General features: G+C 64.8%; 15 protein-coding genes, 1 tRNA gene and 1 pseudogene. 5 read left to right on the top strand and 12 right to left on the bottom strand.

What is annotated here, in order from left to right:
• Positions 1-170: integrase core domain-containing protein (locus KUV62_RS15605; RefSeq protein WP_222604994.1), on the top strand; the 170-nt coding region annotated here is incomplete at its 5' end.
• Positions 171-303: 133 nt separating this feature from the next.
• A complete protein-coding gene (locus KUV62_RS15610; protein WP_222604661.1) occupies positions 304-588 on the top strand; it encodes a hypothetical protein in 285 nt (94 codons plus the stop codon).
• Between the two features lie 132 nt (positions 589-720).
• Here KUV62_RS15610 and KUV62_RS15615 read toward each other — a convergent pair whose 3' ends face one another.
• On the bottom strand, positions 721-1,050 hold the full coding sequence (locus KUV62_RS15615; RefSeq protein ID WP_222604662.1) for a GYD domain-containing protein: 330 nt from the start codon (positions 1,048-1,050) through the stop codon (positions 721-723).
• A 275-nt stretch (positions 1,051-1,325) separates the two neighbouring features.
• A complete protein-coding gene (gene hisI, locus KUV62_RS15620) occupies positions 1,326-1,688 on the bottom strand; it encodes a phosphoribosyl-AMP cyclohydrolase (RefSeq protein WP_222604663.1) in 363 nt (120 codons plus the stop codon).
• A 69-nt stretch (positions 1,689-1,757) separates the two neighbouring features.
• On the opposite strand from hisI, the gene KUV62_RS15625 reads away from it, so the two are divergent.
• Positions 1,758-2,210 carry an iron-sulfur cluster assembly scaffold protein gene (locus tag KUV62_RS15625; protein WP_222604664.1) on the top strand — a complete coding sequence of 151 codons (453 nt, stop codon included), beginning with the start codon at positions 1,758-1,760 and terminating at the stop codon, positions 2,208-2,210.
• Positions 2,211-2,747: 537 nt separating this feature from the next.
• Here the strand turns inward: KUV62_RS15625 and recG are convergent.
• The 3 genes and pseudogenes from recG to KUV62_RS15640 form a co-directional block, all read right to left on the bottom strand.
• Positions 2,748-4,838 (bottom strand): ATP-dependent DNA helicase RecG, encoded by a 2,091-nt coding sequence (gene recG, locus KUV62_RS15630; RefSeq protein WP_222604665.1) that lies wholly within the window; start codon positions 4,836-4,838, stop codon positions 2,748-2,750.
• 4 nt (positions 4,839-4,842) lie between these two features.
• Entirely contained in the window at positions 4,843-7,119 is a 2,277-nt protein-coding gene (gene ligA, locus KUV62_RS15635; RefSeq protein ID WP_222604995.1) for an NAD-dependent DNA ligase LigA, read from the bottom strand.
• Positions 7,120-7,186: 67 nt separating this feature from the next.
• A pseudogene (locus tag KUV62_RS15640) lies at positions 7,187-7,390 on the bottom strand (helix-turn-helix domain-containing protein); the annotation flags it as partial.
• 235 nt (positions 7,391-7,625) lie between these two features.
• On the opposite strand from KUV62_RS15640, the gene KUV62_RS15645 reads away from it, so the two are divergent.
• Positions 7,626-7,931: a hypothetical protein gene (locus tag KUV62_RS15645; protein WP_222604667.1), complete on the top strand. Its 306-nt coding sequence runs from the start codon at positions 7,626-7,628 to the stop codon at positions 7,929-7,931.
• A gap of 160 nt (positions 7,932-8,091) precedes the next feature.
• Here the strand turns inward: KUV62_RS15645 and KUV62_RS15650 are convergent, their stop codons facing one another.
• The 5 genes from KUV62_RS15650 to KUV62_RS15670 form a co-directional block, all read right to left on the bottom strand.
• Positions 8,092-8,406 (bottom strand): winged helix-turn-helix domain-containing protein, encoded by a 315-nt coding sequence (locus KUV62_RS15650; protein ID WP_261395708.1) that lies wholly within the window; start codon positions 8,404-8,406, stop codon positions 8,092-8,094.
• 50 nt (positions 8,407-8,456) lie between these two features.
• Positions 8,457-11,246, bottom strand: coding sequence for a sialate O-acetylesterase (locus tag KUV62_RS15655; RefSeq protein ID WP_222604669.1), 2,790 nt, complete (start codon positions 11,244-11,246; stop codon positions 8,457-8,459).
• A 135-nt stretch (positions 11,247-11,381) separates the two neighbouring features.
• On the bottom strand, positions 11,382-11,612 hold the full coding sequence (locus tag KUV62_RS15660) for a hypothetical protein (protein ID WP_222604670.1): 231 nt from the start codon (positions 11,610-11,612) through the stop codon (positions 11,382-11,384).
• Positions 11,609-11,791 (bottom strand): hypothetical protein, encoded by a 183-nt coding sequence (locus KUV62_RS15665; protein ID WP_222604671.1) that lies wholly within the window; start codon positions 11,789-11,791, stop codon positions 11,609-11,611. The genes KUV62_RS15660 and KUV62_RS15665 overlap by 4 nt, the downstream gene beginning before the upstream one ends.
• The gene (locus KUV62_RS15670) at positions 11,788-12,432 is read right to left on the bottom strand and encodes a lysozyme (RefSeq protein WP_222604672.1); all 645 of its coding nucleotides are present in this window, start codon (positions 12,430-12,432) and stop codon (positions 11,788-11,790) included. The genes KUV62_RS15665 and KUV62_RS15670 overlap by 4 nt, the downstream gene beginning before the upstream one ends.
• 129 nt (positions 12,433-12,561) lie before the next feature.
• Between KUV62_RS15670 and KUV62_RS15675 the strand changes: the two genes are divergently transcribed.
• Positions 12,562-12,639, top strand: a tRNA-Met gene (locus KUV62_RS15675).
• A gap of 180 nt (positions 12,640-12,819) precedes the next feature.
• On the opposite strand, the gene KUV62_RS15680 is transcribed toward KUV62_RS15675, so the two are convergent.
• Together KUV62_RS15680 and KUV62_RS15685 are read right to left on the bottom strand one after the other, a co-directional pair.
• A complete protein-coding gene (locus KUV62_RS15680) occupies positions 12,820-13,017 on the bottom strand; it encodes a hypothetical protein (RefSeq protein ID WP_222604673.1) in 198 nt (65 codons plus the stop codon).
• 1 nt (position 13,018) lies between these two features.
• Positions 13,019-13,408 carry a hypothetical protein gene (locus KUV62_RS15685; protein WP_222604674.1) on the bottom strand — a complete coding sequence of 130 codons (390 nt, stop codon included), beginning with the start codon at positions 13,406-13,408 and terminating at the stop codon, positions 13,019-13,021.
• Positions 13,409-13,424 lie beyond the last annotated feature (16 nt).

A 13,424-nucleotide genomic window follows, 5' to 3' on the forward strand; every position in this document is an offset into this window, starting at 1 on the left:
GCCTGAACGAGCACCTGTTCGCCAATCTGCGCCACGCCCACGAGTTGATCGCCGGCTGGCGCAACGACTACAACCATCACCGCCCCCACACGAGCCTCGACGGGCTCACCCCGTGGGAGCATCACCAACGGTCAGTAGAGGACCAAACCCTGAACAGAGCTAACTCATAAACGCGGACTCTATGGGGAGCAGGTCATTCTGAACCCCACCGAAAGCGGTGATATGCAAGTGCTGCGCGAAGGTACCAACGGATGGACGTGCATGTATCCTGGCACAAACCCAATGTGCGCGGATGGAGAGGCCATGAGCTTTCTCCAATCCTGGATGATGAATGAAGACCCTCCGGAAACGCTCGGCTTCGTCTACATGTTGCTGGGCGACGAAGGCGCGAGCAACACCGATCCGTACGCCGAGAGCGAGACTTCTGATAACCATTGGGTCGTTACCGGGCCTCACGTTATGCTTCTTGGCTCCGGTGCAAAGCCACTGCTAGACAGCTATCCGACGGAAGTCCCGGAGAACGCGGGCGAGCCTTGGGTCATGTGGCCGGGTACACCTTATGCCCATCTGATGATGCCAACGAACTGATCCCGAGGATCGCTTCAAAGACTTTTTCAGGTCCGACCCAATCGGAAGTTCCACTTCGAGCAACAGCAGAAGCTTAATCCCTTAAGCTCGGGCCGCGCTTGCCGCGCCCCGAGCGGAAGCGATGAGCCGGACTCAGGCCGGCGAAGAATAGGCCGTCACAAGGTCGCCAGCCTTCTTTTGCATTGCTAGAAGTTCCTCCGACGTGAAGGCGCGTTGCGTCTGTAGATTGCGGGCCGCGCCGGAGGCCCCGGCGACAATCAAAGACGCGATAATGTCGGTGACGTCATCGGCAGTCGCAATGATAGTGAAGTCGTTCAGGCCAGTGGTGGCGTAGAAGACCTCCATTGTGCCGCCAGCGGCCTCGACTAGCGCGCCAGTAGCCGCACCGCGGTCGCTTGGATGGGCCAACATCCCATTTGCGGCGGCCTGCGTGTAGTTACCGGTAGTTATGTAGCGTGGCATCCGTATCCTCCCCGAAAAAGGGGACCCGATGCTTTACCCGCACCATGCGGAACACTTGACGCCCTTAGTCCCACAGGGTGAGATTAGCACAGCCTCGATGACGTGAGGTAAGGTCAGTTTGTGGCCGGGCGCCCAGCCAACCGCGACGACCTGTGGGGAAGGGAAGCTCGAACGGCGGGATTGCAGCGAACGGACGCCCAGTGCAATCAACAGCCGGGCAGCGCCCCCAAACCCCTCCTCACCCGACATACCGCCGGGCAATCAGCGCTGCGCGGTCACTCCGCCATCGGCGCCATGATCTCCACCTCGTCCCCGTCCCGCAGCGCGGTATAGAAGCACGAGCGGCGATTGGTGTGGCAGGCCGGCCCGGTCTGACGCACCAGCGCCAGGAGGCAATCGCGGTCGCAGTCGACCCGCAGTTCCACCAGTTCCTGCACGTGGCCCGAGCTCTCACCCTTGACCCAGAACGAAGACCGCGAGCGCGACCAGTAGGTCACCCGGCCGCTCTCCAGCGTGCGCGCCACCGCGTCGGCGTTCATCCAGGCCATCATCAGCACCTCGCCGGTCTCCGCCTCCTGCGCGATGCAGGGAATGAGGCCCTTGGCATCGTAGACCAAAGTCTCGGGATCGAAGCTCATGGGGCAAAAATCCTTTTGCAGCCGGGAAATCAGCCCCTATCTAGGAGACAAGACCGGAAAGGGAAAGCCATGTCCGCCGAGACCGACCTCATCAAGCTCTATTCGCAGCGCATCCTCGCCCTCGCGGCGGACATCCCGCGCACCGGCCGGCTCGAAGCGCCCGATGCCAGCGTCAAGAAACGCTCGCCGCTCTGTGGCTCCACCGTGACGGTCGATCTGAAGATGAGCGATGGCGTGGTGTCGGACTACGCGCAGGACGTGAAGGCCTGCGCCCTCGGCCAGGCCTCCGCCGCGGTGGTGGGCGATGCCATCATCGGCCGCAGCCCGACCGAGATCGCCGCGGCGCGCGACGCGCTGCGCGCCATGCTGAAGGAGGATGGCCCGCCCCCGCCGGCGCCGTTCGAAGAGCTCGAGGTGCTGCGTCCGGCACAGGCCTACAAAAACCGCCACGCCTCGATCCTTCTGGCGCTCGACGCCGCCACCGAGGCCGCGACCCAGGCCGCCGAGGCCCAAAGCGCCTGAAGCCCTCGCGCCTTAGGCCGGCGGGGGCAGTCTCGCCCCTTCTCTCCCCCTCGAAAAAGAAAAAACCGCCGCGCTCCGGGGGACATGGAGGCGGCGGTCAGTGGCGTGTCTTATCGAGGGTCGGACCGGCCATCGCTCCCAGGCAGTAGAGCATCAGGCGGGGACAGCCGCCGCGCATCGGGGACAGATGACACGCGGACCGGGCCGACCGGAAAGACCGCAGGCAGAAACTGTCAGAAACCGGGCAGGTGCAGCGCCCCCATCAGGATGACGACTAGGGAAACGCCGCCGATCATGTCATGGATCAGCGTGTTGTCGGTGCGCGAAAGAACCTTGCGAAGCGTATCAATCATGGTCTCGATCCCTGTTCTCAATCTTGTTGCCACTTTGTTCTCATACGCGAAACGTTCTGTAAAGAACTTTCTGAGAACATTTGTGAACATCAGGCGGAACACCCCGGGATATATCAGGTAAGCCCTTGATATTCCGCGAGACGGAGGATTGAACAAAATGAGAACATCGGCGAGCAGCGCGGCCCTACCCGACCGAGATCAGCCGGATCGCCTCGTCCTGCCGCATCAGCCAGAGCAGCATCTTCGCGGCCCGCCCGCGCGGGCTCTCCAGCGTCGGATCCTCGGCCAGCAGCGTGCGCGCATCGCTCTGCGCCATCGCCATCAGTCCGGACTGATGTTCGAGATCGGCCACCTTGAAGCGCGGAAGGCCCGATTGCGCCGTGCCGATCAGGTCACCCGCGCCGCGCATCTCGAGATCGACCTCCGAGATCCGGAAGCCGTCCTCGGTCTCGCGCAGTGTCTTGAGCCGCTTCATGCCGGCCTCGCCCAGAGGGGGCTGGTACATCAGCAGGCAGGTGCTGTCGCCCTCGCCCCGGCCCACGCGCCCGCGCAGCTGGTGCAGCTGCGCCAGCCCGAACCACTCGGCGCGTTCGATCACCATGATCGTGGCGTTGGGCACGTTGACCCCGACCTCGATCACCGTGGTCGCCACCAGAACCAGCGTCTCGCCGGCCACGAAGCGCGCCATCGCCGCGTCCTTCTCCGCCGGCGGCATCTGGCCATGCACGAGGCCCACCACGCCCTCACCCAGCACCGCGCGCAACCGCTTGAAGCGCTCCTCGGCGGCGGTCAGATCGACCACCTCGCTCTCCTCGACCAGCGGACAGACCCAATAGGCCTGCCGCCCCTCGGCCACCGCTTGCACGAGATGCTCGACCACCTCCTGCATGCGCTCGGCCGAGACCAGCGCGGTGCGGATCGGCTTGCGCCCGGGCGGCTTCTCGTCGAGCACCGAGACATCCATGTCGCCATATTGCGCCAGCGAGAGGCTGCGCGGGATCGGCGTCGCCGTCATCACCAGGACATCCGCGCCGGCCCCCTTGCGGCCGAGCTCCAGCCGCTGCCGCACGCCGAAGCGATGCTGCTCGTCGACGATCGCGAGCCGCAGGTCGCGGAAGGCGACGTCGGCCTGGAAGACCGCATGGGTGCCCACGAGGATCTGGATATCGCCGCGCTCCAGCGCCGCGAGCTTGGCTTTGCGCTCCGAGCCCTTGTCGCGCCCGGTGAGGATCTCGACCACCACACCGGCGCTCTCGGCCAAGGGCCGCAGCCCCTCGAGATGCTGCCGCGCAAGGATCTCGGTCGGCGCCATCATCACGCCCTGCCCGCCAGCCTCGACGGCGACCAGCAGCGCCATGAAGGCCACCAGCGTCTTGCCGGCCCCCACATCGCCCTGCAGCAGCCGGTTCATCCGCTCCGCGCCCGCCATGTCCTCGGCGATTTCGTCCATCGCGCGCATCTGCGCACCGGTCGGACGAAACGGCAGCGCCGCCAGGACCTTGCGCCGCAATGCCCCATCGCCGCGCGTGACCCGCCCCTTGCCCTTGCGGCGATGCACCCGCGCCAGCCCCAGGGTCAGCTGATGCGCCAGCAACTCGTCATAGGCCAGCCGCGCCCGCGCCGGTGCCGCCGGCGACAGCGCCCCGGCCCCTTCCGGCGCATGCGCCGCCTCCAGCGCCGCGCGCCAGTCGGGCCAGCCCTCGCGCGCCTTCAGGGGCCCGTCGATCCACTCGTCGAGCTCCGGCGCCTTGGCGAGCGCATCGGCGCTGGCCCGCGCCATGAGCTTCTGCGTCACGCCCGCGGTGAGCGGGTAGACCGGCTCGAAGGAGGGCAGGCTCGCGGCCTCCTCGGGCGGCAGGATGTGGTCCGGGTGGACCATCTGGGCCATCCCGTCGAAGAGCTCGACCCGGCCCGAGACGATGCGTCGCGATCCCTCCGGAAGCACCCGCCCGAGATAGTCCGATCGGCCGTGGAAGAAGATCAGCTGGAAGCTCGTCTGCGCATCCTCCACGTGGATGCGATAGGGCCGGCCCTTCTGCGCCGGCTTCATGTGGCGCCCGACGGTGACCTCGACGGTGACCACCCCCGGCAGGTTCGCGCCCTCGACCGTTTCGCGCGGGCGCCGGTCGATGACCCCGTGCGGCAGGGTGAAGAGCAGGTCGCGCGGCGCCACGATGTCGAGCCCCTCAAGCGCCTGCGCGGTCTTCGGCCCGACCCCGTCCAGCGTCTTGAGCTCGGCGAAGAGCGCCCAGAGGGCTTCGGGCCTCTGGCTCATCGGCTCAGCCCCCGATCAGCGCCAGCCAGGCGTCCTCGTCCATCAGCTCGACGCCGAGCTCCTTGGCCTTGGCCTCCTTGGAGCCGGCGCCCGGGCCGGCGACGACGATGTCGGTCTTCTTGCTGACCGAGCCGGAAACCTTGGCCCCCAGGGCCTCGGCCCGCGCCTTGGCCTCGGCGCGGGTCATCTTCTCGAGGCTGCCGGTGAAGACCACGGTCTTGCCGGCCACCGGGCTGCCCTCAGTGGCGGGGCGCTCGGGCGCCTCGATCTCGTTGAGCTGCGCGATCAGCCGGTCGATAGAGGCGCGCTCGGCCTCTTGCCCCAGTGAGGTGACAAGCGAAACCGCGACGATCTGACCGATGCCATCGACGCCCACGAGATCGTCCCACGCGGCGCGCGCCTCCGGCGAGACCGCCGGATCCTCAGCCCAGGCGGCATCGCGGATCTCCTTGAGCCGGGCGCGGCGCCCCTCGGCCTTGGCGGCCATGCGCTCGGCCTCGACCGCCTGTTCGGCGCGGCGATAGCGCTCCGCGGCGGGGCGCGCCGTATCGACAGCCGAAATCAGCGCCTGCCAGCCCAGGTAGTGGCGCGCGAGATCATTGGCGACGACCTCGCCGACATGGCGAATGCCAAGCGAGAAGATCACCCTTCCAAGCTCGATTTTACGTTTCTCGTCAATCGCATCGAAGAGGTTCTTCGCGCTCTTCTCGCCCCAGCCCTCGCGGTTCTTCAGCTGCTGCAAGCCCGAGCCGTAACGCTCTCTTAACGTGAAGATTTCTGCCGGCTCCGAGACCCAGCCATCGCGGTAGAACTGATCCACCTGCTTGGCGCCAAGCCCCTCGATGTCGAACGCGGCGCGAGAGACGAAATGTTTCAACTTTTCAACCGCTTGCGCCGGACATATGAGACCACCGGAGCAGCGGCGAACGGCATCACCCTCCTCGCGGATTGCCTCGGAGCCGCATTCCGGGCAGGTCTCGGGGAAGGCATAGGGCACGGCATCGTCCGGACGCTTCGACAGGTCGACATCGGCGATCTTCGGGATCACGTCGCCGGCGCGGTAGACCTGCACCCAGTCACCGACGCGGATGTCCTTGCCATCGCGGATCGGGGTCCCGCTGGCATCGCGGCCGGCGATGTAGTCCTCATTGTGCAACGTGGCGTTCGACACCACCACGCCGCCAACGGTCACCGGGGTGAGCCGCGCGACCGGCGAGAGCGCGCCGGTGCGCCCGACCTGGATGTCGATGGCCTCGAGCCGCGTCCAGGCGAGCTCGGCGGGGAACTTGTGGGCGATGGCCCAGCGGGGCGTGGTCGAGCGGAAGCCGAGCCTTGCCTGCAGCGCGAGATCGTTGACCTTGTAGACCACGCCGTCGATGTCGTAGCCCAGCGTCGCGCGCTGCTCCTCGATCGAGGCGTAGTGATCCAGCATCTCCTGCGGGCCGTCGCAGAGCCGTGTCAGCGGGTTGGTCTGGAAGCCGAGCGCGGCGAGGCGCTGGATCGCCCCCATCTGGGTTTCGGCCAGCGGCGCCGAGAGCTCGCCCCAGGCATAGGCGAAGAATTTCAGCGGGCGCGCGCGGGTGATCTCGGGGTCGAGCTGGCGCAGCGAGCCGGCGGCGGCATTGCGCGGGTTGGCGAAGGGCTTGCCGCCGCGGGCCTCCTGCCGCTGGTTCAGCGACTCGAAATCGGCGTGGCTCATATAGACCTCGCCGCGCACCTCGAGCAGCTCCGGCGCGCCGTCGAGCTGTTGCGGAATGTCGTCGATGGTGCGGGCATTGGCGGTAACGTTCTCGCCGGTGGCGCCATCGCCCCGCGTTGCCGCCTGGATCAGAACGCCGTTTTCGTAGCGCAGCGAGAGCGACAGCCCATCGATCTTGGGCTCGGCGGTGAAGGGCAGCGGCGCTGCGTCATCCAGGCCGAGATAGCGGCGGATGCCGCGATCGAAGCTGCGCACCTCGTCATCATCGAAGGCGTTCGACAGCGACATCATGCGCTGCGCGTGGCGGATCTTGCCAAAGCCCTCGGCCAGCGCGCTTCCGACCTGCTCGCTCGGGCTATCCTCGCGTTTCAGCTCCGGGAAACGCTCTTCGATCTCAAGGTTGCGGCGCTTCAGCGAGTCGTATTCCGCATCGCTGATCTCGGGCGCGTCCTCGGTATGGTAGGCGCGGTTGGCCTGCGCCAAGAGCTCCGCCAGCCGCGCAAGCTCGGCCTGCGCCTGATTCTCGCTCAGCGCGTCGACCGCAATCTCGCGCGCGCTCTCGCCTGCCGCCTGCTCTGCCATCTCGGGCCCCCGTCGTTCAGCCATCTGCCGGATGGTTTAGGGCGCGAGACCGGCGGCGTCCAGCCGCTCAGGCGGAGGCGGCCATGGCGGGCGGCTCTTCGGATCGTGGCTCGGGATCGCGCAGCACGTAGCCCCGGCCCCAGACCGTTTCGATATAGTTCTCGTCGCCCGTGGCCTCGCTCAGCTTCTTGCGGAGTTTGCAGATGAACACGTCGATGATCTTGAGCTCAGGTTCGTCCATGCCGCCATAGAGGTGGTTGAGGATAGTCTGGAAAATGCCAATAGAATCAACGGAACTAGGCCAAACGTTTCAACGGACAAAGCGAAAACGCATCGTGAATCTTGAAACGGCTGTTTTCAGACGTGGCGCACCCGATAGGTCTCCTCGAACGCCGAGATTCCAACCGCATGCGCTGGAAACGCACCCTGCCGCGCCGCACTGAGATTCAATGCGTTACATCCGACTTTGGAAACTGAGAAAAACCTCAACTAGCCCCGGAGGCACCATGGCAGAGCAAATGGATAGCACATACCCCGCCGTTAAAGCGTTCCTTGACCGACACATCATTCAGCAGATGGCGGAAAGCGGCGGCAGCTTCGGCCCGCTCGAAACCTGCTGGGGGCTTTCGTGGTTCACCAACGACTGGATCACCAAAGACATGGCGCGGGCCCTTCTTCGCGACCTGACCGATCGAGGCTTCTGCTATTTCAGCAGGGGCCTGTTCAATGAGGATGGGCAAGTGGCAGGAGCCGGATACGGCCTGACCAAGAAGGGCCTAGAATATTATGACCAGCTCTGCCCGGACATTTGATCCACCTAACCCCTCTCAGGCATCCCCGCCGACCATCCAAATCGCACTTCAGCGGGACGCCCTACCCGCCCGCAGGTTGAGCACCTGAGGCGTGCCAAGGCGTGGTCGGTCATCACCCAGCCTGTCGCGTCCCTGTCGGAGCGCGGCAGGTCGGCCATTATCAGGACCGTGTGTCGCCCGCAGGCGCATGTGAGGTAGGCAAAGTGTCCTCGGCGCATGGCATGGCATTACCGCCCGCCTGCGGCATCGTCCAGCCGTGCGGCCACGTCACGCTGTAACCGATACCGTATGCCGTGCGGATCATCACCGGCCAGCCAGCGCGAGCGATCACCGACCGTGCGCGCCTGACAGCGATCCGCATCGCGTCCATGCTGGGGTCTTTCCCCGTCGCCTCGTAGATGTGATCTGAGACGGCGCTATGCGGGTAAACGGCCCCATTGCGGCGCAGGAATAGCACCAGCACGAGAAGTGTCATCCGGGGAGCGTCCACAGCCAGACGCTCCCTCATTAGCGCAGCGTCCTCGATCACGGGGCGAAGGCCGTCAGGAGATCGCCGTAGATCGTCGCCAGCGACGTGAGCTCTGCCGCCGAGAGCGCGGAGTTAGCGGCCCCTGCCCCGAAGATCTGAGCATCCGAGTAAGTGCCGTATCGGTTGCCGATGTGCAGCTTGTTCTCTGCCGTTGTCGCAGACGCGGTTGTTGCGCTGTGGATCTCCGTACCGTCAGCGCCGTGCAGGGCAATTGCCGACGCTCCACTACGAACAATAGCCCGCATTCCCACATCAGTAGGAAGCGTGCCAGAGGTCACGGATGTGTTGCCGCCGGAGTTGAGGCGATACCGCGCCGCGCCGTTGTTCACGATGCGCAGGAATAGCTCAGAGCCGCTTACCTCTGTCGTACTGTTGGCAGCGTTCAACTCGGTCTGCGTACCGGAGGCAAGTGCCGAGTAGAACACCATGACCGTGGCGTCATTCTGCGGAAGCTCGGTGGACGGGTTCACTCGCATATCGAGGCCACCGGTTGCACCCACACCAGCCCCTCCGCCGCCGGTCCAGCCGCTTGCCGCAGACCAAACCCATTCGTCGCCGGGGTCGGCGAAGTCATCGAGCAGGCTCAGGCTTTGGCCCTTTAGGTCGAGGCGCGAAGCCACCTCATCCCCCAGGCGGGGATAGAGCTTGATGACCTTCGACCACCACGTCGTCGCCTTCGCCGCCACGTAGAAGTCGTTGAGCGCGGTCGCATCAGCACCGGCAATCGTTCCGCCACCGTTGGCCGACACCTGATCAATGAAGGCCTGCGTCTCAGCCTCGAACGACGGCGCGCTGGCATAGGTTGTGACTGTCCAAGTGTCCGACACTCCGCCGATCGTTACCGTCGCAGAGGTCGCGGTGCTGGTGCTCCCGGAAGCGGTCTGTCGGATCTGGATTTTCTGGAACTTGTCCACAAAGCCCGATGTGGCCCAATCGCTCACCACGCTGTCGCCGTTCAGGCTGTTAAGCGTGCGGAACTCGCCGCCGGATACCGTGACCGCCGACCGACGTTCAATGCCTCCGATAAGGAGCGCGTTGGATAGGATCACGCTTGAGGGTGTCACGTCCGTCTGATCGGTGAAGGTGAAGGCGTTCGGCGTGGTATCCGTGATCGCGCCGTAGGTTGCGTCGTATGTGCCAGCCACCGCCGCGTAGCTGCGCAGGCCCATGCCCTCCGTCCACGGCTCCGCCGGGTGGATCAGCCCGAAGTTTGACGGGATGAAGTCGGTGTCGATCGTGGTGGCGTTGCCGTCAGCAATCGGCACGGCGATCTGCGCCTCTCGGATTGTCCAGGCGCGCGGCCAGCCCGCCTCGGTGGTCACGCCATCGCCAGCATCATATCCAAGCGGGCGGATGCGCTGCACGATGACGAACGCCGAGCTTGTGACGCGCGAGCGCAGCGCCGTGAACCACGCGGTGAAGTTGGTGTTGTAGCTATCTGCCGCCGTTCCGTCCCCGCTCGGGCCTGCGCCGACATTCGCGTCGGCCTCGCCTTGGTTCCAGATCAGGTACTCGTCGCCGAAGCCAGCCGGGACAAGTGCGCGTGCCCGCGCTGCCTTGGCCTCCAGGTAGTCGAACTTGTCGTTGCTGGTGGCCGGATTCCACTGTTCGAACAGGTTCTGACCGTTCACGGCCTCCTTGACCACGTAGACCGTCCGCGTCTCGCCAGCCTGCCGCAGCTGGTAGATGAACTCGGCCTCCGAGCCCCACGCGGTAAGCGTGTTGTCAGGGTCAGCATTCGAGGTCACATCGTAGGTCTGGAATGTCGCTGCGGCGATCTGCTCCATCACCGTGCCGGTCTCATCGCGCACGAGGATCTGCACATTGCCGAGCGAGCCGTCTGTGTATTTTGTCGGCGGCGTTGCAGAGCTGTTGCCCGCAACACGAGCGTTGGATTGACCCGCCACGAACAGGAGGATGTTGTCACCCGCCGGAGCCTCAGCATTCACGGTCACGCTGAACGCGCTGCTGTCAGAGCCGCCGGAGTTGGCGTAGGCCACGGTGACAGTAACAGCCGAGAGCGTGGCGCTTGTCGGGATCGAGACCACGCCAGACTGATCGATGCTTGCGCTTGCGCCGCTGACCGACCATGTGCCGCCAACCGAGCCGGTAAAGTCGCCGGAGGCATCAACGGTCTGAACGCCGGTGTTCTGGTCATATGTGCGATCTGGCAGCGCGCCAGAGGCCACAGGCGCAGCGTAGGTCACAGCAACCGCGACAGCATCAGCCGGAACCGTGGTGAACCCATCATCAGCCGTGACAGTGCATCCGATATCCGCCCCATCATCGGCGGCAACGAGCGTGTAGGTGTTCGCCGTCGCGCCGTCGATGTTTGCGCCGTCTCGCGTCCACTGGTAGCCGTAGGTGCGCGATGCCGATCCGGTCCACGTTCCATCTGACACGCTGAGCGTCTGGCCAATCTCAGGTGTCCCACTGATGGCCGGAACAACGCTGTTCGCCAGCGCGACAGAGGGCGTCACGACAACGGAGCCCGTCGAGAACACGCGCTCGTTCGCCGCGCTGTCGGTCACGGTCTCGGTCGCGGAAACCACGTCACCTGCTGTCAGGTCGAACGTGCCGGCCTGCGGTGAGCCGTTGACGAGATACGCCACCACAGCCGAGGAAATTGTGCCCTCGCTCGATTGGTAGCTGCCAGCCGTGAATCCGTCCGATGGCGTCTGGCTATCATCCAGCGCGGCCATAGTCGGCGCGGAGGTTGCCGTGATTACGGGCGGCTCGCCAGCCGATCCCGTGCCAGTGATGCCAAGCCCAAGCCCGATTTTCATTTCACACACCCAAATTCATCGCAGAGGCGATCTTGATAGATAACCCAGCGCCCAAAGGCCGGGTCGGCTTTCAGAGCGGAGACAGTTTCAGCCCGCGCATCTGGCGGGCGCTGGCTCACATCCTTAAACAAGGCGTCACTCCCCAGAGGAGCGCAGGCGGTCATCAAGCTCACGACCAAGACTGTCATCATCAAGCGCATCGGTTTCGCTCCTGATCTCGTTTCCGGTTTCGATATTCTCGAAGCGATCCTCTGCGGATTTCGCCTTGATGCTTTGGCGCTCTTTCCACTGCCCGGCGAGGAACGCGGCTGCGATGAGTGCGGCGACGGAAAGCGTCCAGCGCGCCCACCTTGGGACGGCAATCATTGCTTCTTCTCCGGCGCGGTGACGCTGAGCCAGAATCCCAGAAGCGCCATGAAGATGCCGACCACGCCCTGCCAGTAAGCGTCGGTCGTGATGCCGTGCGCAGCGAGCAGCGGCCCCATGCTCGTCAGGAGGTGCCGAAGCGCGCCCTGCACTTGCGGCTTTCGGATGATCTCGATCATGCCTTGTCCTTTCGGAAGATGCTGAGAAGCGCCGAGATAATCGCGGCGAACGCGCCAGACGTGGCCGGAGGGGTGACAGGCTTTGCCGCCGCAGGGGCGTCGTAGATCTCCGCCAGCGCTGGCCGGATATCGACGCGCTGCGCGCTGGACCAAACCGGCGTGTAGGATGCCGTGACCCGGGTGTATTCGGTCACATGGCCGTCGCCAGACCACTTGCCATTGAAGAACAGGTCACGCTCTGCCTGCCTGCGCGGGATGATCTCGGCGGGCTTCTTCCAGTTCATGAACGCCTTGCGCGCGCCTGCAATATCACCAGCCTTCCAGCGCTCGACCCACGAGGCGCGCCCGATGGCCCCGGTGTTGTAGTGGAAGCTGAGAGCGGCGGCGAATTGCGCCTCGGTCAGTTCATGGCCGGAGAAGGCGCGCAGAACATCGTCGGCGTATTTCTCGAGAACCCATACCCACACCTCAAGGCAGCGCTTCATCGGCTGCGGGTTGTTGATGTAGCGCGACACCTCGTGACCGATGGCGGCGGTGATGCCGATCGACCAGGTCCACACGGCTACGGAATCCTTGTAGGCTTGGCGCACAAGCCCTTCGTGAGCCGCAACCTCAGCCGCGACCCGTGCAGTGATCTGCATTGGCCTTACTCCTGTGATGTGGTAGAACAGACGTGTTGCGGCGCTGCGAAAGCATCCGCATAGAGCGCGGAGCGCCGGGTCAAAGGTGGGTAGCCACGCGGGCGACAATCTCCGGGACGCGCTAACGATTGTCAGGGTGGAGCAGTCAGGTAGCTCGCCAGGCTCATAACCTGGAGGTCGCGGGTTCGAATCCCGCCCCTGCAACCAACCGCCTTCTGGTGGGTGCATTTAGGTCAGGGCGCGCATACTGGCCGGGGCGATATGTCCGGTGCATCCTCCCGAGCGCGGCGGCGTGGAAAGCAGACACGCGAAAATTCGGGATATGGGGCAGGTACGAACGCCGCCCGGCCAATCCGCCCCGCAGCCGGAGTAGCGACCGGCCCGCGCTCACTTCCTGCACCGCTCAAAGCTGGCGCGGCAGTGATCCGCCTCATACCAACCGAGCAGCGCGTCCCAGACGATCACCCAGACAGCCCAGAACCAGTGCTCTCGATGCTGCCATGCTCTCGCGCAGAGGCTCATGCGCCGATCACCGTAAAGCGCTCCATGAATGCCGCAGGACAGCCATTCGAGCGCGATACGCATGTTACTTCATCCACCAGCACGGGCCGGGATAGAACGGCGCGGTGAACCAGTTGTACTTGTGACGCTCATCGTCAGGGATGCTGTAGAAAAGCGCCATGAGGCCAGCCAGTGCAGCGACAGACGCGATCATGTTCATCCCGGAATTGATCAGTGTGCCGTCGAGGCTTTGCAGGCCTCCGGTCTGGTACGATCGCCACAGATCCCAATAGGCCATCCGGATCACGCCTTTCACGTCAACCAGCATCACCATGCCAAGCATGGCGGCTAGGGCTCGGTCTTTCTGCGCGTCGGTCTTCCACAGTCGCCACATGTGCGGCCAGAACCCCCGGAAGCACAGTAGCAGGAGCGGAACAGCGATAAGCGCCGTCAGCTCGTTCAGGTAGTAAATCACTTTCCGTTCGTCCCTT

This window comes from Salipiger bermudensis, from assembly GCF_019801965.1.
GTDB lineage: Bacteria > Pseudomonadota > Alphaproteobacteria > Rhodobacterales > Rhodobacteraceae > Salipiger > Salipiger bermudensis_A.